Source organism: Enterobacter sp., assembly GCF_977039595.1.
In genome coordinates, this window is record NZ_CDRQYH010000043.1 from 13,718 (window position 1) to 34,542 (window position 20,825).

Annotated in this window: 19 protein-coding genes; 16 read left to right on the forward strand and 3 right to left on the reverse strand. The window is 55.9% G+C overall.

The genetic code is table 11. The annotated features are described in order from the left end of the window. The first annotated feature begins 14 nt into the window (after window positions 1–14). The 8 genes from flgE to flgL all read left to right on the forward strand — a co-directional run bounded on the left by flgE (window position 15) and on the right by flgL (window position 8,338). On the forward strand, window positions 15–1,265 hold the full coding sequence (flgE, locus tag ACWYRJ_RS13770) for a flagellar hook protein FlgE (RefSeq protein ID WP_111965534.1): 1,251 nt from the start codon (window positions 15–17) through the stop codon (window positions 1,263–1,265). Between the two features lie 20 nt (window positions 1,266–1,285). Further along, a complete protein-coding gene (locus ACWYRJ_RS13775; protein WP_455508090.1) occupies window positions 1,286–2,041 on the forward strand; it encodes a flagellar basal body rod protein FlgF in 756 nt (251 codons plus the stop codon). Between the two features lie 11 nt (window positions 2,042–2,052). Further along, entirely contained in the window at window positions 2,053–2,835 is a 783-nt protein-coding gene (flgG, locus tag ACWYRJ_RS13780) for a flagellar basal-body rod protein FlgG (RefSeq protein ID WP_008500810.1), read from the forward strand. Between the two features lie 57 nt (window positions 2,836–2,892). After that, window positions 2,893–3,591, forward strand: coding sequence for a flagellar basal body L-ring protein FlgH (gene flgH, locus ACWYRJ_RS13785; RefSeq protein WP_023311139.1), 699 nt, complete (start codon window positions 2,893–2,895; stop codon window positions 3,589–3,591). A 12-nt stretch (window positions 3,592–3,603) separates the two neighbouring features. After that, entirely contained in the window at window positions 3,604–4,701 is a 1,098-nt protein-coding gene (locus ACWYRJ_RS13790) for a flagellar basal body P-ring protein FlgI (protein ID WP_455508091.1), read from the forward strand. After that, window positions 4,701–5,654, forward strand: coding sequence for a flagellar assembly peptidoglycan hydrolase FlgJ (gene flgJ, locus ACWYRJ_RS13795; RefSeq protein WP_111965535.1), 954 nt, complete (start codon window positions 4,701–4,703; stop codon window positions 5,652–5,654). The genes ACWYRJ_RS13790 and flgJ overlap by 1 nt, the downstream gene beginning before the upstream one ends. A gap of 75 nt (window positions 5,655–5,729) precedes the next feature. Then, entirely contained in the window at window positions 5,730–7,370 is a 1,641-nt protein-coding gene (gene flgK, locus ACWYRJ_RS13800; protein WP_111965536.1) for a flagellar hook-associated protein FlgK, read from the forward strand. A 14-nt stretch (window positions 7,371–7,384) separates the two neighbouring features. Beyond that, the gene (gene flgL, locus ACWYRJ_RS13805) at window positions 7,385–8,338 is read left to right on the forward strand and encodes a flagellar hook-associated protein FlgL (RefSeq protein ID WP_455508092.1); all 954 of its coding nucleotides are present in this window, start codon (window positions 7,385–7,387) and stop codon (window positions 8,336–8,338) included. Window positions 8,339–8,413: 75 nt separating this feature from the next. Here flgL and ACWYRJ_RS13810 read toward each other — a convergent pair whose 3' ends face one another. Next, the gene (locus tag ACWYRJ_RS13810; protein ID WP_111965537.1) at window positions 8,414–9,628 is read right to left on the reverse strand and encodes an MFS transporter; all 1,215 of its coding nucleotides are present in this window, start codon (window positions 9,626–9,628) and stop codon (window positions 8,414–8,416) included. Window positions 9,629–9,773: 145 nt separating this feature from the next. On the opposite strand from ACWYRJ_RS13810, the gene ACWYRJ_RS13815 reads away from it, so the two are divergent. Further along, the gene (locus tag ACWYRJ_RS13815; protein WP_455508093.1) at window positions 9,774–10,676 is read left to right on the forward strand and encodes a LysR family transcriptional regulator; all 903 of its coding nucleotides are present in this window, start codon (window positions 9,774–9,776) and stop codon (window positions 10,674–10,676) included. A 48-nt stretch (window positions 10,677–10,724) separates the two neighbouring features. On the opposite strand, the gene rne is transcribed toward ACWYRJ_RS13815, so the two are convergent. Further along, window positions 10,725–13,871, reverse strand: a complete 3,147-nt coding sequence (rne, locus tag ACWYRJ_RS13820) for a ribonuclease E (protein WP_455508094.1) — start codon at window positions 13,869–13,871, stop codon at window positions 10,725–10,727. 572 nt (window positions 13,872–14,443) lie between these two features. On the opposite strand from rne, the gene rluC reads away from it, so the two are divergent. Then, window positions 14,444–15,391 carry a 23S rRNA pseudouridine(955/2504/2580) synthase RluC gene (rluC, locus tag ACWYRJ_RS13825; RefSeq protein WP_021240761.1) on the forward strand — a complete coding sequence of 316 codons (948 nt, stop codon included), beginning with the start codon at window positions 14,444–14,446 and terminating at the stop codon, window positions 15,389–15,391. A 65-nt stretch (window positions 15,392–15,456) separates the two neighbouring features. Here rluC and ACWYRJ_RS13830 read toward each other — a convergent pair whose 3' ends face one another. Continuing rightward, complete coding sequence (locus ACWYRJ_RS13830) at window positions 15,457–16,041, reverse strand: Maf family protein (protein ID WP_115874728.1); 585 nt, start codon at window positions 16,039–16,041, stop codon at window positions 15,457–15,459. Between the two features lie 140 nt (window positions 16,042–16,181). On the opposite strand from ACWYRJ_RS13830, the gene yceD reads away from it, so the two are divergent. From yceD to fabG, 6 genes are all read left to right on the forward strand, one after another. Then, window positions 16,182–16,703: a 23S rRNA accumulation protein YceD gene (yceD, locus tag ACWYRJ_RS13835; RefSeq protein ID WP_014883375.1), complete on the forward strand. Its 522-nt coding sequence runs from the start codon at window positions 16,182–16,184 to the stop codon at window positions 16,701–16,703. Window positions 16,704–16,719: 16 nt separating this feature from the next. Next, window positions 16,720–16,893 carry a 50S ribosomal protein L32 gene (gene rpmF / locus ACWYRJ_RS13840; protein WP_003857964.1) on the forward strand — a complete coding sequence of 58 codons (174 nt, stop codon included), beginning with the start codon at window positions 16,720–16,722 and terminating at the stop codon, window positions 16,891–16,893. Between the two features lie 80 nt (window positions 16,894–16,973). Next, a complete protein-coding gene (gene plsX, locus ACWYRJ_RS13845; RefSeq protein ID WP_060568787.1) occupies window positions 16,974–18,008 on the forward strand; it encodes a phosphate acyltransferase PlsX in 1,035 nt (344 codons plus the stop codon). A gap of 6 nt (window positions 18,009–18,014) precedes the next feature. Continuing rightward, entirely contained in the window at window positions 18,015–18,968 is a 954-nt protein-coding gene (locus tag ACWYRJ_RS13850) for a beta-ketoacyl-ACP synthase III (protein WP_115874729.1), read from the forward strand. Between the two features lie 15 nt (window positions 18,969–18,983). Next, window positions 18,984–19,913 (forward strand): ACP S-malonyltransferase, encoded by a 930-nt coding sequence (gene fabD / locus ACWYRJ_RS13855; RefSeq protein ID WP_111965541.1) that lies wholly within the window; start codon window positions 18,984–18,986, stop codon window positions 19,911–19,913. Between the two features lie 12 nt (window positions 19,914–19,925). Further along, window positions 19,926–20,660, forward strand: a complete 735-nt coding sequence (gene fabG, locus ACWYRJ_RS13860; protein ID WP_008500795.1) for a 3-oxoacyl-ACP reductase FabG — start codon at window positions 19,926–19,928, stop codon at window positions 20,658–20,660. Window positions 20,661–20,825: the final 165 nt, after the last annotated feature.

Sequence of the window (20,825 nt, forward strand, 5' to 3'; positions counted from 1 at the left end):
ATCAGGAGTAAGTCATGGCCTTTTCTCAAGCGGTCAGCGGCCTGAATGCTGCGGCCACCAACCTGGACGTCATTGGCAACAACATCGCCAACTCCGCGACCTATGGTTTTAAATCCGGTTCTGCTTCTTTTGCAGACATGTTTGCCGGTTCCAAAGTGGGTCTGGGCGTGAAAGTTGCAGGCATCACTCAGGACTTTAGCGACGGCACCACCACCAACACCGGCCGTGGCCTGGACGTTGCCATCAGCCAGAACGGGTTCTTCCGTATGGTCGATTCTAACGGTTCCGTGTTCTACAGCCGTAACGGCCAGTTCAAACTGGATGAAAACCGTACGCTGGTTAACATGCAGGGCATGCAGCTGACGGGCTACCCGGCAGCAGGAACGCCTCCAACCGTTCAGACCGGTGCGAACCCTCAGGCGATTACTATCCCGAATACCCTGATGGCGGCGAAATCAACCACCACCGCCACGCAGCAGATCAACCTGAACTCAACCGATCCTGTTCAAACCGCTCCCTTCGATGCGACCAACCCGGATACCTATAACAAAAAAGGTACCGTGACCGTATTCGACAGCCAGGGTAACGCCCATAACATGTACGTCTACTACGTTAAGACGGCCAACAATAAATGGGATCTTTACACTCAGGACGGCAGCGTTGCGGGTTCTGCTGCGACGAAAGCGGCGCAGATGAACTTTGATGCGAACGGTAACCTGGCGGGTGTGTATAACTACGACGCAGCGGGCGTGCTGAGCGCAGCGCCAAACGCCACGCCGGCCATTAACATCACCACGGGTTCTGTCAGCGGTGCGACGGCGGCGACCTTCTCCCTGAGTTTCCAGAACTCCATGCAGCAGAACACCGGTGCAAACAGCGTGGTGGCAACCAATCAGAACGGCTACAAGCCTGGCGACCTGGTGAGCTACCAGATCAACGACGATGGCACCGTGGTGGGAAGCTACTCTAACGAACAGTCTCAGGTTCTGGGTCAGATCGTGCTGGCAAACTTCGCCAACAACGAAGGCCTGAAGTCTGAAGGCGACAACGTCTGGTCTGCCACACAGTCTTCCGGCGTGGCGCTGCTGGGCACCGCAGGCACCGGTAACTTCGGCAAGCTGACCAACGGCGCGCTGGAAGCCTCCAACGTGGATATGAGTAAAGAACTGGTGAACATGATCGTCGCGCAGCGTAACTATCAGTCGAACGCGCAGACCATCAAAACCCAGGACCAGATCCTCAACACGCTGGTTAACCTGCGTTAAGCGGCTAACAGGAAAGCGCAATGGATCACGCAATATATACCGCGATGGGCGCGGCAAGTCAGACGCTCAATCAGCAGGCCGTTACCGCCAGCAACCTGGCAAACGCCTCAACGCCGGGCTTTCGCGCCCAGCTTAATGCGCTTCGCGCGGTGCCGGTAGAAGGGCTTTCCCTGCCGACCCGTACGCTGGTGACAGCATCAACCCCTGGCGCCGATATGACGCCAGGGCAGATGGATTACACCTCACGCCCGCTGGACGTTGCCTTGCAGCAGGACGGCTGGCTGGCGGTGCAAACGGCGGACGGCAGCGAAGGCTATACCCGTAACGGCAACATTCAGGTGAGCGCGACGGGCCAGCTGACGATTCAGGGGCATCCGGTGATGGGGGAAGCGGGTCCGCTGACCGTGCCGGAAGGCTCCGAGCTCACTATCGCTGCGGACGGCACCATTTCGGCGCTGAATCCGGGCGACCCGGCCAACACCGTTGCGGCCGTCGGACGTCTGAAGCTGGTGAAGGCGGAAGCCAAAGACGTGCAGCGTGGCGACGACGGCATGTTCCGCCTGACCCAGGCGGCTCAGGCGACGCGTGGCGCCACGTTACAGGCCGATCCGAGCATCCGCGTGATGTCCGGCGTTCTGGAAGGCAGTAACGTCAAGCCGGTCGAAGCCATGACCGACATGATCGCCAGCGCCCGTCGTTTTGAAATGCAGATGAAGATCATCAGCAGCGTGGATGAAAACGCGGGCAAGGCTAACCAACTTCTGGCTATGAGTTAACAGGACTCCTTATGATCAGTTCTTTATGGATCGCGAAAACTGGCCTGGACGCCCAGCAAACCAATATGGACGTGATTGCCAACAACCTGGCAAACGTGAGCACCAATGGTTTCAAGCGTCAGCGTGCCGTTTTCGAAGATTTGCTTTATCAAACCATCCGCCAGCCGGGCGCGCAGTCTTCTGAACAGACGACGCTGCCTTCGGGCCTGCAGATCGGTACCGGTGTTCGTCCGGTGGCCACCGAACGTCTGCACAGCCAGGGCAACCTGTCTCAGACCAACAACAGTAAAGACGTGGCAATCAAAGGCCAGGGCTTCTTCCAGGTGCAGCTGCCTGACGGGACCTCTGCCTACACCCGCGACGGTTCGTTCCAGGTCGATCAGAACGGCCAACTGGTGACGGCGGGCGGTTTCCAGGTTCAGCCTGCGATTACCATCCCGGCGAACGCCCTGAGCATCACCATTGGACGTGACGGTGTGGTCAGCGTGACCCAGCAGGGACAGGCCGCGCCGGTTCAGGTCGGGCAGCTCAACCTGACCACCTTCATGAACGATACCGGTCTGGAAAGCATTGGTGAGAACCTCTACACCGAAACGCAATCCTCCGGTACGCCGAATGAGAGCACCCCGGGTCTGAACGGCGCGGGTCTGCTGTACCAGGGTTATGTTGAAACGTCCAACGTGAACGTGGCGGAAGAGCTGGTGAATATGATCCAGGTCCAGCGCGCGTATGAAATTAACAGTAAAGCAGTGTCGACGACCGACCAGATGCTGCAGAAACTGACGCAACTCTAAGGTGTAGCCCGGTGCGGTAAACGCCGCGCCGGCTCCCTGTTTTCGAAGATGAAGGCAATGCAAAAAAACGCGGCGTTTCGTTATCCGATACTGACTGTTCTGGCTGTCACCCTTAGCGGGTGTGCTTTGATCCCGTCTAAACCATTGGTCCAGGGTGCGACGACTGCCCAACCCGTTCCTGGCCCCGCGCCAGTGGTAAACGGCTCCATTTTCCAGACCGCGCAGCCGATTAATTACGGCTATCAGCCGCTGTTTGAAGATCGCCGCCCGCGTAACGTCGGCGATACATTGACCATTGTGCTGCAGGAAAATGTCAGCGCGAGCAAGAGCTCGTCGGCGAACGCCAGCCGCGATGGCAAAACCAATTTTGGCTTCGATACCGTGCCACGCTATCTGCAGGGCCTGTTCGGCAATGCCCGTGCGGATGTTGAGGCCTCCGGCGGCAACACCTTTAACGGTAAAGGCGGCGCGAACGCCAGCAACACCTTCAGCGGCACGCTGACGGTCACGGTTGACCAGGTACTGGTTAACGGCAACCTGCACGTTGTGGGTGAAAAACAGATCGCCATCAACCAGGGCACTGAATTCATTCGCTTCTCGGGCGTGGTTAACCCTCGCACCATCAGCGGCACCAACACCGTTCCATCTACCCAGGTGGCGGATGCGCGCATTGAGTACGTCGGGAACGGCTATATCAATGAAGCGCAAAATATGGGTTGGCTGCAGCGCTTCTTCCTTAATTTATCGCCAATGTAAGCGAGGTGACCCATGTTTAAATCGATCTTCGCCGTGGCGCTCGCGCTGGTGGCAACGTTTGCCCAGGCTGACCGTATTCGCGACCTCACCAGCGTTCAGGGAGTACGTGAAAACTCCCTTATTGGCTATGGCCTGGTGGTTGGCCTGGATGGTACCGGTGACCAGACCACCCAGACACCGTTCACTACCCAAAGTCTGAACAACATGCTTTCCCAGCTCGGCATTACCGTGCCGGCGGGAACTAACATGCAGCTGAAAAACATGGCCGCGGTAATGGTCACCGCGTCCTACCCGGCGTTTGCTCGTCAGGGGCAGACCATTGACGTGGTGGTCTCCTCAATGGGTAACGCCAAAAGCCTGCGCGGCGGTACGCTGCTGATGACCCCGCTGAAAGGCGTCGACAGCCAGGTCTATGCGCTGGCGCAGGGGAACATTCTGGTTGGCGGTGCGGGCGCATCCGCAGGCGGAAGCAGCGTGCAGGTGAACCAGCTTAACGGTGGACGTATCACCAACGGGGCGATCATTGAGCGTGAACTGCCGACCCAGTTTGGCGCGGGCAACACCATCAACCTGCAGCTCAATAATGAAGACTTCACCATGGCGCAGCAAATTGCCGATACCATCAACCGCAGCCGCGGCTACGGTAATGCAACGGCACTCGATGCGCGCACCGTGCAGATCCGTACCTCTACCGGCAGCAGCAACCAGGTGCGCATGCTGGCAGATATCCAGAATATGGAAGTGAACGTTCCGGTTCAGGATGCCAAGGTGATCATCAACTCCCGTACCGGCTCGGTGGTCATGAACCGGGAAGTGTCGCTGGACAGCTGTGCCGTAGCGCAGGGCAACCTCTCCGTAACGGTAAACCGCTCCGCGAACGTGAGCCAGCCGAATACGCCATTTGGTGGCGGTCAGACGGTAGTGACGCCGCAAACGCAGATTGATATGCGTCAGAGCGGCGGGTCGCTGCAGAGCGTTCGCTCCAGTGCCAACCTGAACAGCGTGGTGCGAGCCCTGAACGCCCTGGGTGCAACGCCGATGGATCTGATGTCCATTCTGCAATCCATGCAAAGCGCGGGCTGCCTGCGCGCCAAACTGGAAATCATCTAATGCTGACCGATAGCAAACTGTTGACCAGTGCAGCCTGGGATGCCCAGTCGCTCAACGAACTGAAAACCAAAGCAGGAAAAGACCCGGCGGCGAACATCCGCCCGGTCGCCCGCCAGGTGGAAGGGATGTTTGTACAGATGATGCTGAAAAGCATGCGTGAAACCCTGCCGAAAGACGGGATGTTCAGCAGTGATTCAACGCGTCTCTACACCAGCATGTATGACCAGCAGATTGCGCAGCAGATGACCGCCGGTAAAGGCCTCGGTCTGGCTGACATGATTGTGAAACAGACCGAAGCCGCGCAGGGCATTCAGCCTCAGGAACAGACGCAGCAGGTGCCGATGAAGTTCGACCTGGAAACGGTGACCAGTTATCAGAACCAGGCTCTGACGCAAATGGTGCGTAAAGCGATGCCAAAAGCCACGGGCAGCGGCGATGAGCCGCTCTCCGGTGACAGCAAAGACTTCCTGGCGCAGCTTTCTCTGCCCGCGCGCCTTGCCAGCGAACAGAGCGGCGTGCCGCATCATCTGATTCTGGCGCAGGCCGCGCTGGAGTCGGGCTGGGGCCAGCGCCAGATCCGCAAGGAAAACGGCGAGCCGAGCTTCAACATCTTCGGCGTGAAGGCCACCTCCAGCTGGAAGGGGCCAACAACGGAGATCACGACCACCGAATACGAGAACGGTGCGGCGGTGAAGGTCAAAGCAAAATTCCGCGTCTACAGCTCTTATCTGGAAGCATTGTCCGACTACGTTGGCCTGCTGAGCCGAAATCCGCGTTATACCGCCGTTACGCAGGCGGCGACGGCGGAGCAGGGCGCTCAGGCCTTACAAAACGCGGGCTACGCGACTGACCCGAACTATGCACGCAAGCTCACCAGCATGATCCAGCAGCTGAAATCCATGGGCGAGAAAGTCAGCAAAGCCTATAGCACAGATATTGAAAATCTGTTCTGAAAGTTCTCAAGTCCCGGTGGAGGTTGCCGATAACCTTCATCAGGACTCGTGTCTGAACGTATAAAAGGAACCCCCATGTCCAGTTTGATTAACAGCGCCATGAGTGGCCTCAGTGCTGCGCAGTCGGCACTCAATACCGTCAGTAATAATATTTCAAGCTATAACGTGGCAGGTTACACCCGCCAGACCACGGTGCTGGGCGCATCTAACAGCACGCTGACCGGCGGTGGCTGGGTGGGTAACGGGGTTTATGTCTCCGGTGTCCAGCGTGAGTATGACGCCTTCATCACCAACCAGCTGCGCGCCGCGCAGACGCAGAGCAGCGGTCTGACGACGCGCTATCAGCAGATGTCAAAAATCGACGATGTGCTCTCTGATACCACCAACTCGCTCTCCACCACCCTGCAGGATTTCTTCAAAAGCCTGCAAACGCTGGTGAGCAACGCGGAAGACCCGGCTGCACGTCAGACGGTGCTGGGTAAAGCGGGTGGTCTGGTCAATCAGTTCAAAACCAACGATCAGTATCTGCGCGATCAGGATACGCAGGTCAATACCGCCATTGGGACCAGCGTGTCTCAGATCAACAACTATGCCAAACAGATTGCGAACCTGAACGATCAGATTTCTCGTCTGACCGGCGTCGGTGCGGGCGCATCGCCTAACGATCTGCTCGACCAGCGCGATCAGCTCGTCAATGAGCTGAACAAAATCGTCGGCGTGGAAGTGTCTGTTCAGGATAGCGGTACGTTTAACATCTCTTTTGGCAACGGTTACAGCCTGGTTCAGGGCAGCAAAGCCAACCAGCTGGCTGCCGTGAAGTCGAGTGCAGATCCGGCTCGTACCACCGTGGCCTATGTCGACGACGTAGCGGGTAATGTCGAGATCCCGGAAAAGATGATTACCACCGGTTCTTTAGGCGGTTTACTGACCTTCCGCACGGAAGATCTTGATAAAGCTCGTAACACCCTGAACCAGATGGCGCTGGCCTTTGCAGATTCAATGAACACGCAGCATGAAGCCGGCTTTGATGCGAACGGTGATGCGGGCGGTAAGCTGTTCAACTTCGGCTCTCCGGCGGTCCTGTCCAGCAGCAAGAACGGCGGTTCGGCGGTTGTTACGGCTTCTGTAGCGGACAGCAAGCAGGTCCAGGCGACAGACTATAAGCTGCAGTTTAACGGCACTGACTGGACGGTTACCCGTACTTCAGACAAAACCAGCTTTACGATGAGCCCGGATGCCAGCGGCAATCTGTCGTTTGATGGCCTTAACGTCAACGTGAGCGGTACGGCAAACACCAAAGACAGCTTTACCGTGAAGCCTGTTTCCAACGTCATCATGAACATGGAACTCGCGATCAGCGACGAGTCCAAGCTGGCGATGGCATCGGTTCAGAACGGCGGCGAGAGTGATAACCGTAACGGCCAAAAACTGCTCGATCTGCAAAACGGCAAAGTGGTGGGTGGAAACAAAACCTTCAACGATGCGTATGCCTCTCTCGTCAGTACCGTCGGTAGCTCAACGGCGTCACTGAAGGTGAGCAGCCAGACGAAAGCCAACGTGGAAACGCAGTTAATCAAGCAGCAGCAGACCATCTCTGGGGTAAACCTCGACGAAGAGTATGGCAATTTGCAGCGTTATCAGCAGTATTACCTGGCCAACGCCCAGGTTCTCCAGACTGCCAGTACGCTCTTCGATGCAATTATCAACATTCGTTAAGGTTGAGGTGAACAATGCGTATTAGCACCCAGATGATGTACGAGCAGAACATGCGTGGGATCACCGATTCCCAGAGCAGATGGCTGAGCTACGGTGAGCAGATGTCCACCGGCAAGCGCGTCAATCGTCCTTCGGACGATCCTATCGCCGCATCGCAGGCCATCGTTCTGTCACAGTCTCAGTCGCAAAACAGCCAGTTTGCGCTCGCGCGTACCTTTGCTACGCAGAAGGTCTCGCTGGAAGATAACGTGTTAACCCAGGTCAACACCGCGATCTCGAGCGTGCGCGAGAAGCTCGTTTACGCGTCTAACGGCACGTTAAGCGATGACGACCGTCTTTCTCTGGCGACCGATATTCAGGGGATCCGCGATCAGCTTATGAACCTGGCCAACACGACGGATGGTAATGGTCGCTTTATCTTTGCGGGATACAAAACCGAGAGAGCACCGTTTGATGCCGCGACCGGGGATTACAACGGCGGCGCAGAGGCCATCACGCAGCAGGTTGATACGGCGCGAAATATGACCATTAGCCATACCGGCCAGCAAATTTTCGAAAGCATTACCAGTAATGCAGAACAGCTGCCGGGCGGTGGATATGGCCAGACGAACATGTTCAAAATCCTGGATTCTGCCATTGCCTCGCTGAAGACGCCGATTGAAAACGATCCGGCTGCTGCAACGGCGCAAAGCCAGGTGATTGCCAATGCGCAAATCGGCATCAAAAACTCCCAGAACAATGTCCTGACGGTCGTTGCGGATGTGGGAACCAAGATGAACGAGCTGGAAAAACTCGATACGCTGGGTGATGACCGCGCGCTGGGTCAGACCAAGCAGATGAGCGACCTGGTTGATGTTGACTGGAACGAAGCGATTTCCTCTTACACCATGCAGCAGGCGGCCTTGCAGGCGTCTTATAAAGCGTTTAGCGATATGCAGGGCATGTCTCTGTTCCAGCTGAACAAATAACATCTTGACCTCTTGGAACATGTCTTGAAACTGGGCATGTTTTACTGCCCAATCCGCCTGGATTGGGCATTTTTTTTATGCAACTTCTGCTGATGCGGAGGCGACACGTGCGCTTTCAATCAGACGAATTGCCAGTGCAATGACGCCACAGGCTGTCGCCAGCGCGACCACACCCGTCCAGCCAGCCAGCGAGTAGATATTGCTGCCTAACGCGGAACCCAGCGCCATCCCGATAAAGACCACCGTAAAGAGCAGGGCGTTGAGACGACCCCGAGCCTGTGGTTCAAGGCTGTATACCAGATTCTGGTGAGCGACCAGGCTTGACTGCAGACCCAGGTCGAACCCGACGGCAGAGATGGCGATCAGAATCAGCTGTCCATGAACGCCCAGCGCGGGCATCAGGAACATCAGGGCAAATGAGACGGTCACAAGAACGGCACCAAGCTGCGTGACTTTTCCTGCACCCAGTTTATCCGCCAGACCTCCTGCCAGCGGGGCAGCTAACGCACCGGCGGCACCTGCAATACCAAAACCACCCGCTACGGCACTGCCCAGGTGATAGTGCTCAAGCAGCATGACCGCAAGTGTAGACCAGAAGGCGCTAAAGGCAATCGACAGAAAGCCCTGAGCCAGCGCCGCACGGCGCAGCGCCGGATAGCGACGCCACAGGTGTTCCATTGAGCGCATCAGCGCGGGGTAGCTCAGCGTGGAGTGAATGGCAAAACGGGGAAGCACAAACCACATCATCACGCCGATGAACGCAATGCTCGCCGCCGCCAGCTGGTACATGACGCGCCAGCCAAACGCTTCACCCACCACGCCGCTTACGGTTCTTGATAATAAGATACCCATCAGCAGCCCGGTCATTACTGTACCTACGGTTTTCCCCTGTTTACCTTCCGGCGCAAGGATTGCCGCGGCAGGGACGATATCCTGTGCCATGGTGGCGGCCATGCCAATGAGCAGGCTTGCCAGCAGCAGAGAGTGGATCTGCCCGGTCAGGCTACAGCCGAGAAGAAACAGCGCCAGCGCCGCACTCTTTATCAGGATTAACGTCCTGCGGTCGTGGCGATCGCCGAGCGGAAGCAGGAACAGGATCCCCAGGGCATATCCCGCCTGGGTGAGCGTCGGGACCATGCCCATTCCTTCGATACTCAGATGAAGGTCTGCGCCCATCAGCGGCAGCAGAGGCTGGGCATAATAGATTGATGCCACGCTGAAACCTGCACCGATCGCCAGCATTAAAATCACCCAGCGGCTCACGGCATGGGCGGCGGTTGTTGTGTTCATAAGAAGTTCCTCATTCGTCGTGTGAGGCTATTTTTTATCAGTACGCCTTGCGACGGTAGCGGGCCCGGTGGTAAAACGCTTATACGTTGAACGTATAAATGAAAAGGCGATGAAAAGAGCTGAGCGTATAGACAGGGTGGAGCTAATGCGGACGTTTGTTCGCATCGTGGAGGCGGGTTCTCTCTCTGCGGCGGCACGGCAGCTGGCCACCACCCAGGCCACTGTGAGCAGACGGTTACAGTCGCTTGAGACCATGCTGGGCGTACGCCTGATATTGCGCACCACCCACACGACGCGGCTGACGGATGACGGCGAGCGCTGCTATCAGCACGCCCGTCGGGTGATTGACAGCTGGCTGGCGCTGGAAGATGAGGTGGGGCAGACGGAAGATGAGCCGGTAGGCGTGCTGCGGGTGCGCGCTCCCCACGCGTTTGGTCAGGATCAGCTTCTTAAACCCGTAACCGAATTTTTGCAACGCTATCCGCAGCTTTCGATTGAGTGGATGCTCAACGATCGGTCGGCGGATTTCCTCGGTGACAACCTGGACTGTGCTATTCGGGTAGGTGTGGAGGTCGATCCGGCGACCGTGTCCGTACTGCTGGCGGAGGTGCCGCGCTCGGTGGTGGCTTCACCGGCACTGCTGGCCCGTTTTCCAACGGTTAACGCGCCGGAGGATTTGCAGCAGTTTCCCTGGATAGCCATCAGCTCTTTCTACCAGCGCCATGTGGAGCTTTTTCACGATGCCTCGCCCGCCACCGCGCGGATTGCTATTACGCCACGCCTCAGCACCGACAGCCTTTATGTCGCACGTAACACTGCACTCACCGGGCTTGGCGTGGCGGTGGTCTCCAGCTGGACGGTACAGGACGATATTCAGGAAGGGCGGCTGGTGCACTTGCTGCCGGAGTGGCAGCCAGCGGCGCTACCGGTGCATCTGGTTTATCCCTGGTCCCGTTATTATCCGGCACGCTTGCGGCGTTTTCTGGAGTTGATGCGGCAGGTCATGCCGGAGGTGACCGGGATGAGGAAGCCTGTGCAGCAGCCATAAAAAAAGCCGACCAGAGGGTCGGCTTTTTACTTTCAGTGTCGTTTGTCGTTATTCGACAGACTGTGGACGCGTTGCCGGTGCAGTCGCCTGATGCGTTGCACTGTGGCCACCGGCTGCGCCTTTACCTTCGAAGCTGAAGGCCGGGCGAACCCAGTCGCTGTGACGCGGTGCTTCAGGCACGTAATCCGGCGCCGGAGCGCGCGTCATTGGTGCTGTCGCCACGTGGGCAGCGGCTGGCGCAGAAACAACCGGCTCTGGTTTCACTTCAGGCGCTTTCGGTTCTTCAACAACCGGCTCAACCTGAATCTCAACGTCCTGAATGACTTCTTCAGTGGTAGTTTCGACAATGGCTTCAGCGGTGTCTTCCACTGCGGCTACAGGTTCAGCCTCTTCAGCGATTTCCTCAGCCACCACGACATCTTCTTCAGCAATAAGCTGCGGTGCGGCATCAACCGGCGCTGCAATCACTTCCGGATGCGTGGTTTCGACTTCAGCTACCTGAGGGGCTGCAGTTTCAACAGCCTGAGGTTCGACCACGGTTGCCGCTTCAGTCACGACCTCTTCTACCGCTGCCGCAGGTGCAATAACCTCTTCGGTTACTGGCTGTTCTTCAACAACCTGCTCCGGACGCGCTACCGGGTAGCGGATCCAGACTTTGCCGGAGGCCATTTCTGGTGAAGCACAGGCTATGGTCAGCGGCATTGGCGACTGAGTTGGGTAACGCTCGTCACGATAGCGACGACGGCGCTGGCCGCTGACGCGCAGATGACGTGGGGAACGACGTGAACGGCGCGGCATGCCGGCGTTATCACGGTTTTCACCGTTATCATCCTGCTCAACGTTGTTATCAACGACGGCTGGCAGGTCAACTTTTGCAAGCTGAGTACCGGCTGCGCTCTCGCGAGTTTCAACCGGGACAATTGCTGACTCTTCGGTTGCTTCGGAGGCGAAACGAACTTTCTGAGCAAGCTGGCGCTGCTTACGACGTGGCATTACCTGAGTACGTTCTTCCTGCTCGCCGTCCTGCTGTTCAACAGGCTCTTCGCGGTTCAGGTTTTTGACTTCCTGCTGTGCCTGACGCCTCTCGTCGTTACGGCGACGGTTGCGTTCACGGCGCGGCTGCTGGTCGTCACGCTGTTTGCTCTTCTCAGACTCATCGCCCGCCTGCTGGCGAATTTCACGATCTTCAACATTCTGCTGCTGTTTCTCGCGACGGTTGCGACGGTTGTCTTCGCGTTGCTCACGGCCTTCGTTATTCTCAGAGCGGTTGTCACGGTTGTCACGGTTGTCACGACGCTCGCTGCGGTCATTGCGATCGCTGCGGTCGTTACGATCGCTGCGGTCGTTACGATCGCGGCGGTTGTTCTGACGCTTACGGCGGTCCTGCTGACGCTCAGGCTTGGCCGCTTTTGGCTCTTCTTTCGGCTGCTCAGGCTGAACTTCCTCACCGGCAAACATCTTCTTCAGCGCGCCAAAGAAGCGGCTCAGCAGACCCGGCTGGGCCGGCTGGGCTTTCGCTGCCGTTGCTTCTGGTTTCTGAGCCGCAGGTTTGGCCGCCGGTTTTTCCAGGGCTGCTTCAGGCGGTGCTTCAGGCATGATGAAGGTCGCTAACGCAGGCTGCTCAGGCAGCTTGCGCTCGGCTGGCTCTTCATCGGACGGCAGGGCCATCTCTTCTTCATGCAGCTTCGGCAGCAGGTAGCTGAGCGTTGACGTCTCTTCGCCTTTACGGACACGCAGCACGTGGTAGTGCGGGGTTTCCATCTGATCGTTTGGTACGATAATGCAGCGAACGCCGCCCTGACGAGCTTCAATTGCACTTACTGCTGCACGTTTTTCGTTCAGTAGGTAGGAGGCAATTGGCACAGGAACAATCGCGTGAACCTCTTTGGTGTTCTCTTTCAGCGCTTCTTCTTCAATCAGACGCAGAATAGAGAGGGACAGAGATTCGTTATCGCGTACGGTACCGGTGCCGGAGCAGCGCGGACAAACGTGATGGCTGGACTCACCGAGTGACGGGCTCAGACGCTGACGGGACATCTCCAGCAGGCCAAAGCGTGAGATATGGCTAATCTGGATACGCGCTCTGTCCTGACGCACCGCTTCGCGCAGACGGTTTTCAACCGCACGCTGGTGGCGAACAGGGGTCATGTCGATGAAGTCGATAACAATCAGACCACCCAGGTCGCGCAGGCGGAGCTGGCGGGCGATTTCATCAGCGGCTTCGAGGTTAGTGTTGAAAGCAGTCTCTTCGATATCTCCACCGCGAGTTGCACGCGCGGAGTTGATGTCGATAGCGGTCAGCGCTTCAGTGGTATCAATAACGATAGAACCGCCGGATGGCAGACGTACTTCACGCTGGAAGGCGGACTCAATCTGGGATTCGATCTGATAGTGGCTGAACAGCGGTATTTCACCGGTGTACAGTTTAATTTTGCTGGTGAAATCCGGACGACCCAGCGCGGCAATGTGCTGGCGCGCCAGCTCAAGTACTTTCGGGTTATCGATCAGAATTTCACCGATGTCCTGACGCAGGTAGTCACGGAAGGCACGCACGATAACGTTGCTTTCCTGGTGGATCAGGAACGGAGCAGGGCGGCTTTCCGCTGCTTTCTGGATGGCTTCCCAGTGCTTCAGACGGAAGCTCAGGTCCCACTGCAGCGCTTCGGCGGATTTGCCAACGCCTGCGGTACGCACGATAAGCCCCATGCCATCAGGCAGCTCGAGGCTTGCCAGCGCTTCTTTCAGCTCGGTACGGTCATCACCTTCGATACGGCGAGAGATGCCACCCGCACGCGGGTTGTTTGGCATCAGAACCAGATAGCTCCCTGCCAGGCTGATAAAGGTTGTTAGTGCGGCACCTTTGTTGCCACGCTCTTCTTTATCAATCTGAACGATAACTTCCTGACCTTCACGCAGCACATCTTTGATGTTTGGGCGGCCATGGGCGTTGTAGTTTGCAGGGAAATATTCGCGGGCAATTTCTTTCAGAGGGAGGAAACCATGACGCTCAGCACCGTAATCGACAAATGCAGCTTCAAGGCTTGGTTCAATGCGGGTGATTTTACCTTTGTAAATGTTCGCTTTTTTCTGTTCGTGTCCAGGACTTTCGATATCCAGATCGTACAGGCGCTGCCCATCCACAAGGGCGACACGCAACTCTTCTTGCTGAGTTGCGTTGATTAACATTCTTTTCATCGTAACTTACTCGTTATTCTTACATTGACGACAAAGCTGCGGGCAAGGTGACGCTTTCCGGGGTATGAACCGATGGCCTCGTGTCTGTTCACGTCGCCAACCTCACGGTTGTCGCTCGCTTAAGAGGCGCAGAGTGTCGGTTGCCTGTATTTCATACGGAAACACAGCGCAATTATCAGGGGAATTGCCTGGGTAGAACTCTCCAGAGAACAATCCTTATACCGGGAAGTACTGCAACCCGCAGCCCGCTAACTGCCTGAAAGATCAATACGTCTTACGCCATTGCTGCGTGGATGATCGGTCAGACAAAATTGGTCATTCCGTCAACATCCTTACTTAACCAGGATTTAACACGGAAAACAGCCTCATTATTCCACTGCTCGCCGGGTTATAGCAAGATGACTTTTACCAATTATCACCCGGTTACTCACAGTTTCTTCACTTCAGAATGGCGATTGGTTTAATAACCACCAAATCGGTTGCGCGAAACGGGTAGCAGGCCGGATAAAAGTAAATATAAGCATAGAAAAATGAGTGGCGCTAATGGCTGGCGATATTTAGAATCGCCAACCATGAAAACAGAGACTCCAGCCGTAAAAATGGTTGCCATCGCCGAAGATGAAGCGGGGCAGCGTATCGATAACTTTTTGCGCACCCAGCTAAAAGGGGTGCCAAAGAGCATGATTTACCGCATCCTGCGTAAGGGCGAGGTGCGGGTTAACAAAAAACGCGTGAAGCCCGAGTACAAACTCGAAGCCGGTGACGAAGTGCGTATTCCACCGGTGCGTGTGGCAGAGCGTGAAGAAGAGACCGTATCACCGAAGCTACAGAAAGTGGCGGCCCTGAGTGATGTGATCCTTTATGAAGACGACCACATTCTGGTGCTGAATAAACCGTCAGGAACGGCTGTTCATGGCGGTAGCGGTCTGAGCTTCGGCGTGATTGAAGGGCTGCGTGCCCTGCGCCCGGAAGCGCGCTTCCTTGAACTGGTGCATCGTCTTGACCGCGATACTTCTGGCGTACTGCTGGTGGCGAAAAAGCGTTCCGCGCTGCGTTCTCTGCATGAACAGCTGCGTGAAAAAGGGATGCAGAAAGACTATCTGGCGCTGGTGCGCGGCCAGTGGCAGTCCCATGTTAAAGTGGTGCAGGCGCCGCTGCTGAAAAATATTCTGCAAAGCGGTGAGCGTATTGTCCGCGTGAGCCAGGAAGGGAAACCGTCTGAGACGCGCTTTAAGGTTGAAGAGCGCTATGAGTTTGCCACGCTGGTGCGCTGCAGTCCGGTCACCGGTCGCACCCACCAGATCCGCGTGCATACGCAGTTTGCAGGGCATCCCATCGCGTTTGATGACCGCTATGGCGACCGCGAGTTTGATAAGCAGCTGGCGGGAACGGGGCTGTCGCGTCTGTTCCTGCATGCGGCAGCGCTGAAGTTTACCCATCCGAATACCGGTGAAGTGATCCGTATTGAAGCGCCGCTGGATGAGCAGCTGAAACGCTGTCTTAAGGTTTTGCGCGGCTGATTTTGCCTTCCTCCCTCTCCCTGTGGGAGAGGGGCGGGTGAGGGCATCAGGCCGCAACGTCCCAGTCACATCGTCAGCGGATTACACTCTTCTCGTCTTAACATCTGACACAGGGCAATTAGCGGTAACCCCACCAGGGTGTTGGGATCCCGACCGTCCAGCTTGTCGAAAAGTGCAATCCCCAATCCTTCACTTTTAAAGCTCCCCGCGCAGTTCAGCGGTCGCTCACGGCGCACATAATCCATAATCTCCTGCTCGCTGAGATGGCGGAAGTGCACGTCGAACGGTTCGCATTCAGTTTGCAGATGACCGGAAGCGGAGTTGTAAAGCGCCAGGCCGGTATAAAAGGTCACGATACTGCCTCGTGCACGTAGAAGCTGCTGGCAGGCGTTCTCCTCCGTATGGGGCTTGCCGGTGATTTCGCCGTCCAGTACGCAAACCTGATCGGAGCCTATAATCAAATGTGCGGGGTAACGTGCTGCCAGCGACTGCGCTTTCTCTTTAGCGAGACGCGTCACCAGATGACGCGGTGATTCACCCGGCTGTGGCGTCTCATCAACCTCTGGCGCGGCGCATTCAAACGGGATCCCGAGCTTTTCCAGCAACATTCGGCGATAGGGAGACGTGGAAGCAAGGACGAGATTTGGCATATTTTTATCACCAGATATAGCGTATCGATGCCAGCCATTTTAAACTACAGGCCGCAATGTGTGCGAATAATTGGCAAAAGGCAGCTCTGGTTGCCTTTTTCTTTGACTCTATGACGTTACAAAGTTAATATGCGCGCCCTATGCAAAAGGTAAAATTACCCCTGACTCTTGATCCGGTTCGTACGGCTCAAAAACGCCTCGATTATGAAGGTATCTATACTTCCGATCAGGCTGAGCGTATTGCCGAATCCGTAGTCAGTGTGGACAGTGATGTAGAATGCTCCATGTCGTTCGCTATCGACAACCAGCGTCTCGCCGTTTTAACCGGTGATGCGAAGGTAACGGTAACGCTCGAGTGTCAGCGTTGCGGGAAACCGTTTGTACAGCATGTTCACACAACGTATTGTTTCAGTCCGGTCCGTTCTGACGAACAGGCTGAAGCACTCCCGGAAGCGTATGAGCCGATTGAGGTTAACGAATTCGGTGAAATAGATCTTCTGGCTCTGGTTGAAGATGAAATCATCCTCACCTTGCCAGTAGTTCCGGTGCATGATTCTGAACACTGTGAAGTGTCCGAGGCGGACATGGTCTTTGGGGAACTGCCTGATGAAGCGCAAAAACCAAACCCATTTGCCGTATTAGCCAGCTTAAAGCGTAAGTAATTGAGGAGTAAGGTCCATGGCCGTACAACAGAATAAACCAACCCGTTCCAAACGTGGCATGCGTCGTTCCCATGACGCGCTGACCGCAGTTACCAGCCTGTCTGTAGACAAGACTTCTGGTGAGAAACACCTGCGTCACCACATCACCGCTGACGGTTTCTACCGCGGCCGCAAGGTTATCACTAAGTAATCACGCGTAAGCGTGATTAGGCTTAGTGAGGATTTCCCCGTGCAAACGGGGAATTTACCGAACCAGGCTGCGACGATACCTTGACACGTCTAACCCTGGCGTTAGATGTCATGGGGGGAGATTTTGGCCCTTCCGTGACAGTGCCTGCAGCATTGCAGGCACTGAATTCTAATTCGCAACTCACACTTCTTTTAGTCGGCAATCCCGACGCAATCACGCCATTACTCGCAAAAGCTGACTTTGAACAACGTTCGCGTCTGCAGATTATTCCTGCGCAGTCAGTTATTGCCAGTGATGCCCGACCCTCGCAGGCTATTCGCAACAGTCGTGGCAGCTCTATGCGGATAGCGCTGGAGCTGGTGAAAGAAGGGCGAGCCCAGGCTTGCGTTAGCGCGGGGAATACCGGCGCGCTGATGGGGCTGTCGAAATTACTGCTCAAACCGATTGAAGGTATTGAGCGCCCGGCGCTGGTGACGGTATTACCGCATCAGCAGAAGGGCAAGACGGTGGTGCTCGATTTAGGCGCTAACGTCGACTGTGATAGTACTATGCTGGCACAGTTTGCCGTGATGGGATCGGTGCTGGCAGAAGAAGTTGTCGGGATCAACACTCCCCGTGTTGCGTTACTGAACATTGGTGAAGAAGAGACCAAAGGCCTGGACAGCATTCGCGAAGCGGCTGAATTGCTCAAACAGGTTCCCTCCATCAACTATATTGGTTATCTCGAAGCCAATGAGTTGTTGACGGGTAAAACGGATGTTCTGGTGTGCGATGGCTTCACCGGAAACGTCACGTTGAAGACCATGGAAGGGGTCGTGCGCATGTTTCTTTCTCTGCTGAAATCTCAGGGAGAAGGCAAAAAAAGCGCCTGGTGGCTGATTTTATTGAAGCGTTGGCTACAAAAGAGCCTGACGCGGCGATTCAGTCACCTCAACCCCGACCAGTATAATGGCGCCTGTCTGTTAGGATTGCGCGGCATCGTGATTAAGAGTCATGGCGCCGCCAATCAGCGAGCATTTGCTGTCGCGATTGAACAGGCAGTGCAGGCGGTGCAGCGACAAGTCCCTCAGCGGATTGCCGCTCGCCTGGAATCTGTATTAGCTAAAAGTGACTGAGCGTACATGTATACGAAGATTTTAGGTACCGGCAGCTACCTGCCAAAACAAGTGCGTACCAACGCCGATCTGGAAAAAATGGTAGATACGTCTGACGAGTGGATTGTCACGCGCACAGGTATCCGTGAACGTCGTATTGCCGCGCCAGACGAAACCGTGTCGACCATGGGTTACGAAGCCGCACAGCGTGCTATCGAAATGGCGGGCATTGATAAAGAACAGATTGGTTTGATCGTGGTCGCCACGACGTCTGCCACGCATGCATTCCCAAGTGCAGCGTGCCAGGTGCAAAACATGCTCGGCATTAAAGGCTGTCCGGCGTTTGACGTCGCTGCAGCGTGCGCAGGCTTCACCTATGCGCTGAGCGTTGCCGATCAGTACGTGAAATCCGGTGCCGTTAAATATGCGCTGGTGATCGGTGCTGACGTGCTGGCGCGCACCTGCGATCCAACCGATCGCGGAACGATCATTATTTTTGGTGATGGCGCGGGCGCGGTGCTGCTGGGGCAGTCCGAAGAGCCGGGTATCATCTCTACGCATCTGCATGCTGATGGCAGCTACGGCGAGCTGCTGACTCTGCCTAACGCCGATCGCGTTAATCCGGACAACTCGATTTACCTGACCATGGCAGGGAACGAGGTGTTCAAGGTGGCGGTGACTGAGCTGGCACACATCGTTGATGAAACGCTGGAAGCGAATAACCTTGAGCGTTCCTCGCTCGACTGGCTGGTGCCGCATCAGGCGAACCTGCGCATCATCAGCGCGACCGCGAAAAAGCTGGGCATGTCGATGGATAACGTTGTTGTGACCCTGGATCGTCACGGCAACACTTCTGCGGCGTCGGTACCGTGCGCATTTGATGAAGCGGTACGCGATGGACGAATCAAACGGGGCCAGCTGGTCTTGCTTGAAGCCTTCGGTGGCGGGTTCACCTGGGGTTCCGCGCTGGTTCGTTTCTAGGATAAGGAATAAAAAATGACGCAATTTGCTTTTGTGTTCCCGGGCCAGGGCTCTCAAACCGTTGGGATGTTGTCTGAAATGGCAGCAAACTATCCGGTCATTGAAGAGACTTTCCGTGAAGCTTCTGATGCACTGGGTTATGATTTATGGGCGCTGACCCAGCAGGGGCCAGCCGAAGAGCTGAACAAAACCTGGCAGACCCAGCCAGCGCTGCTGACCGCATCTGTTGCGCTGTGGCGCGTCTGGCAGCAGCAGGGCGGTAAAGCGCCAGCGCTGCTTGCAGGCCATAGCCTGGGTGAATACTCTGCGCTGGTGTGCGCCGGCGTGATCGCGTTTGCTGACGCGGTACGTCTGGTGGAACTGCGTGGTAAATTCATGCAGGAAGCGGTGCCGGAAGGCACGGGCGGCATGTCTGCCATTATCGGTCTGGATGATGCTGCAATTGCAAAAGCGTGTGAAGAATCTGCTGAAGGCCAGGTTGTCTCGCCGGTGAACTTCAACTCGCCGGGTCAGGTGGTTATCGCAGGCCATAAAGAAGCGGTTGAGCGTGCCGGTGCGGCCTGTAAAGCAGCGGGCGCTAAGCGTGCGCTGCCGCTGCCTGTCAGCGTGCCGTCTCACTGCGCGCTGATGAAGCCTGCTGCCGAGAAGCTGGCGGTTGAGCTGGAAAAAATTACCTTTAACGCACCGACGATTTCCGTTGTGAACAACGTCGATGTGAAATGCGAAACCGCGCCGGAAGCTATCCGTGACGCGCTGGTTCGCCAGCTCTATAGCCCGGTACAGTGGACCAAAACCGTTGAGTTTATGGCCGCACAGGGCGTTGAGCATCTGTATGAAGTCGGCCCAGGTAAAGTCCTCACCGGTCTGACAAAACGTATTGTTGACACCCTGACAGCCTCGGCGATTAACGAGCCGGAAGCGATGTCAGCGGCACTCTCGCAATAAAAGAGGAATACCATGAGTTTTGAAGGAAAAATCGCCCTGGTCACTGGCGCAAGCCGCGGTATCGGGCGTGCAATTGCTGAAACACTGGTTGCGCGCGGCGCGAAGGTGATTGGTACAGCAACCAGCGAGAATGGCGCTCAGGCCATCAGCGAGTATCTGGGTGCAAACGGTAAAGGTCTGGTACTGAATGTGACTGAACCTGCATCTATCGAATCTGTTCTGGAAAATATTCGCGCAGAGTTTGGCGAAGTGGATATTCTGGTAAACAATGCCGGGATCACTCGCGATAACCTGTTAATGCGAATGAAAGACGACGAGTGGAACGATATCATCGAAACCAACCTGTCATCTGTATTCCGTCTGTCAAAAGCGGTAATGCGCGCTATGATGAAAAAGCGTCATGGTCGTATTATCACTGTCGGTTCTGTGGTAGGTACCATGGGAAATGCTGGTCAGGCTAACTACGCTGCGGCGAAAGCAGGTCTGATTGGTTTCAGTAAGTCGCTGGCGCGTGAAGTTGCGTCCCGCGGTATTACGGTAAACGTTGTTGCTCCGGGCTTTATTGAAACGGACATGACGCGTGCGCTGACTGATGAGCAGCGTGCGGGTACGCTGGCGGCAGTTCCGGCGGGTCGTCTTGGCGACCCTAAAGAAATCGCCAGTGCGGTTGCATTTTTAGCCTCTGACGAAGCGGGTTACATCACTGGTGAGACCCTCCACGTCAACGGCGGGATGTATATGGTTTAACCACGATAAAAAAATTTGCGTTATTTGGGTAAAAGGCCTCAAAATAACGTAAAATCGTGGTAAGAACTGCCGGGATTTAGTTGCAAATTTTTCAACATTTTATACACTACGAAAACCATCGCGAAAGCGAGTTTTGATAGGAAATTTAAGAGTATGAGCACTATC

Excerpts from the sequence above, each read along its gene's own strand:
- ACWYRJ_RS13830 (WP_115874728.1), bottom strand. The coding sequence starts at position 16,041 with ATGCCAAATCTCGTCCTTGCTTCCACGTCTCCCTATCGCCGAATGTTG.
- ACWYRJ_RS13850 (WP_115874729.1), top strand. The coding sequence starts at position 18,015 with ATGTATACGAAGATTTTAGGTACCGGCAGCTACCTGCCAAAACAAGTG.
- flgJ (WP_111965535.1), top strand. The coding sequence starts at position 4,701 with ATGCTGACCGATAGCAAACTGTTGACCAGTGCAGCCTGGGATGCCCAG.
- rluC (WP_021240761.1), top strand. The coding sequence starts at position 14,444 with ATGAAAACAGAGACTCCAGCCGTAAAAATGGTTGCCATCGCCGAAGAT.
- yceD (WP_014883375.1), top strand. The coding sequence starts at position 16,182 with ATGCAAAAGGTAAAATTACCCCTGACTCTTGATCCGGTTCGTACGGCT.
- flgE (WP_111965534.1), top strand. The coding sequence starts at position 15 with ATGGCCTTTTCTCAAGCGGTCAGCGGCCTGAATGCTGCGGCCACCAAC.
- ACWYRJ_RS13815 (WP_455508093.1), top strand. The coding sequence starts at position 9,774 with ATGCGGACGTTTGTTCGCATCGTGGAGGCGGGTTCTCTCTCTGCGGCG.
- ACWYRJ_RS13810 (WP_111965537.1), bottom strand. The coding sequence starts at position 9,628 with ATGAACACAACAACCGCCGCCCATGCCGTGAGCCGCTGGGTGATTTTA.
- ACWYRJ_RS13775 (WP_455508090.1), top strand. The coding sequence starts at position 1,286 with ATGGATCACGCAATATATACCGCGATGGGCGCGGCAAGTCAGACGCTC.
- rpmF (WP_003857964.1), top strand. The coding sequence starts at position 16,720 with ATGGCCGTACAACAGAATAAACCAACCCGTTCCAAACGTGGCATGCGT.
- ACWYRJ_RS13790 (WP_455508091.1), top strand. The coding sequence starts at position 3,604 with ATGTTTAAATCGATCTTCGCCGTGGCGCTCGCGCTGGTGGCAACGTTT.
- rne (WP_455508094.1), bottom strand. The coding sequence starts at position 13,871 with ATGAAAAGAATGTTAATCAACGCAACTCAGCAAGAAGAGTTGCGTGTC.
- flgK (WP_111965536.1), top strand. The coding sequence starts at position 5,730 with ATGTCCAGTTTGATTAACAGCGCCATGAGTGGCCTCAGTGCTGCGCAG.
- fabG (WP_008500795.1), top strand. The coding sequence starts at position 19,926 with ATGAGTTTTGAAGGAAAAATCGCCCTGGTCACTGGCGCAAGCCGCGGT.
- flgH (WP_023311139.1), top strand. The coding sequence starts at position 2,893 with ATGCAAAAAAACGCGGCGTTTCGTTATCCGATACTGACTGTTCTGGCT.
- flgG (WP_008500810.1), top strand. The coding sequence starts at position 2,053 with ATGATCAGTTCTTTATGGATCGCGAAAACTGGCCTGGACGCCCAGCAA.
- flgL (WP_455508092.1), top strand. The coding sequence starts at position 7,385 with ATGCGTATTAGCACCCAGATGATGTACGAGCAGAACATGCGTGGGATC.
- fabD (WP_111965541.1), top strand. The coding sequence starts at position 18,984 with ATGACGCAATTTGCTTTTGTGTTCCCGGGCCAGGGCTCTCAAACCGTT.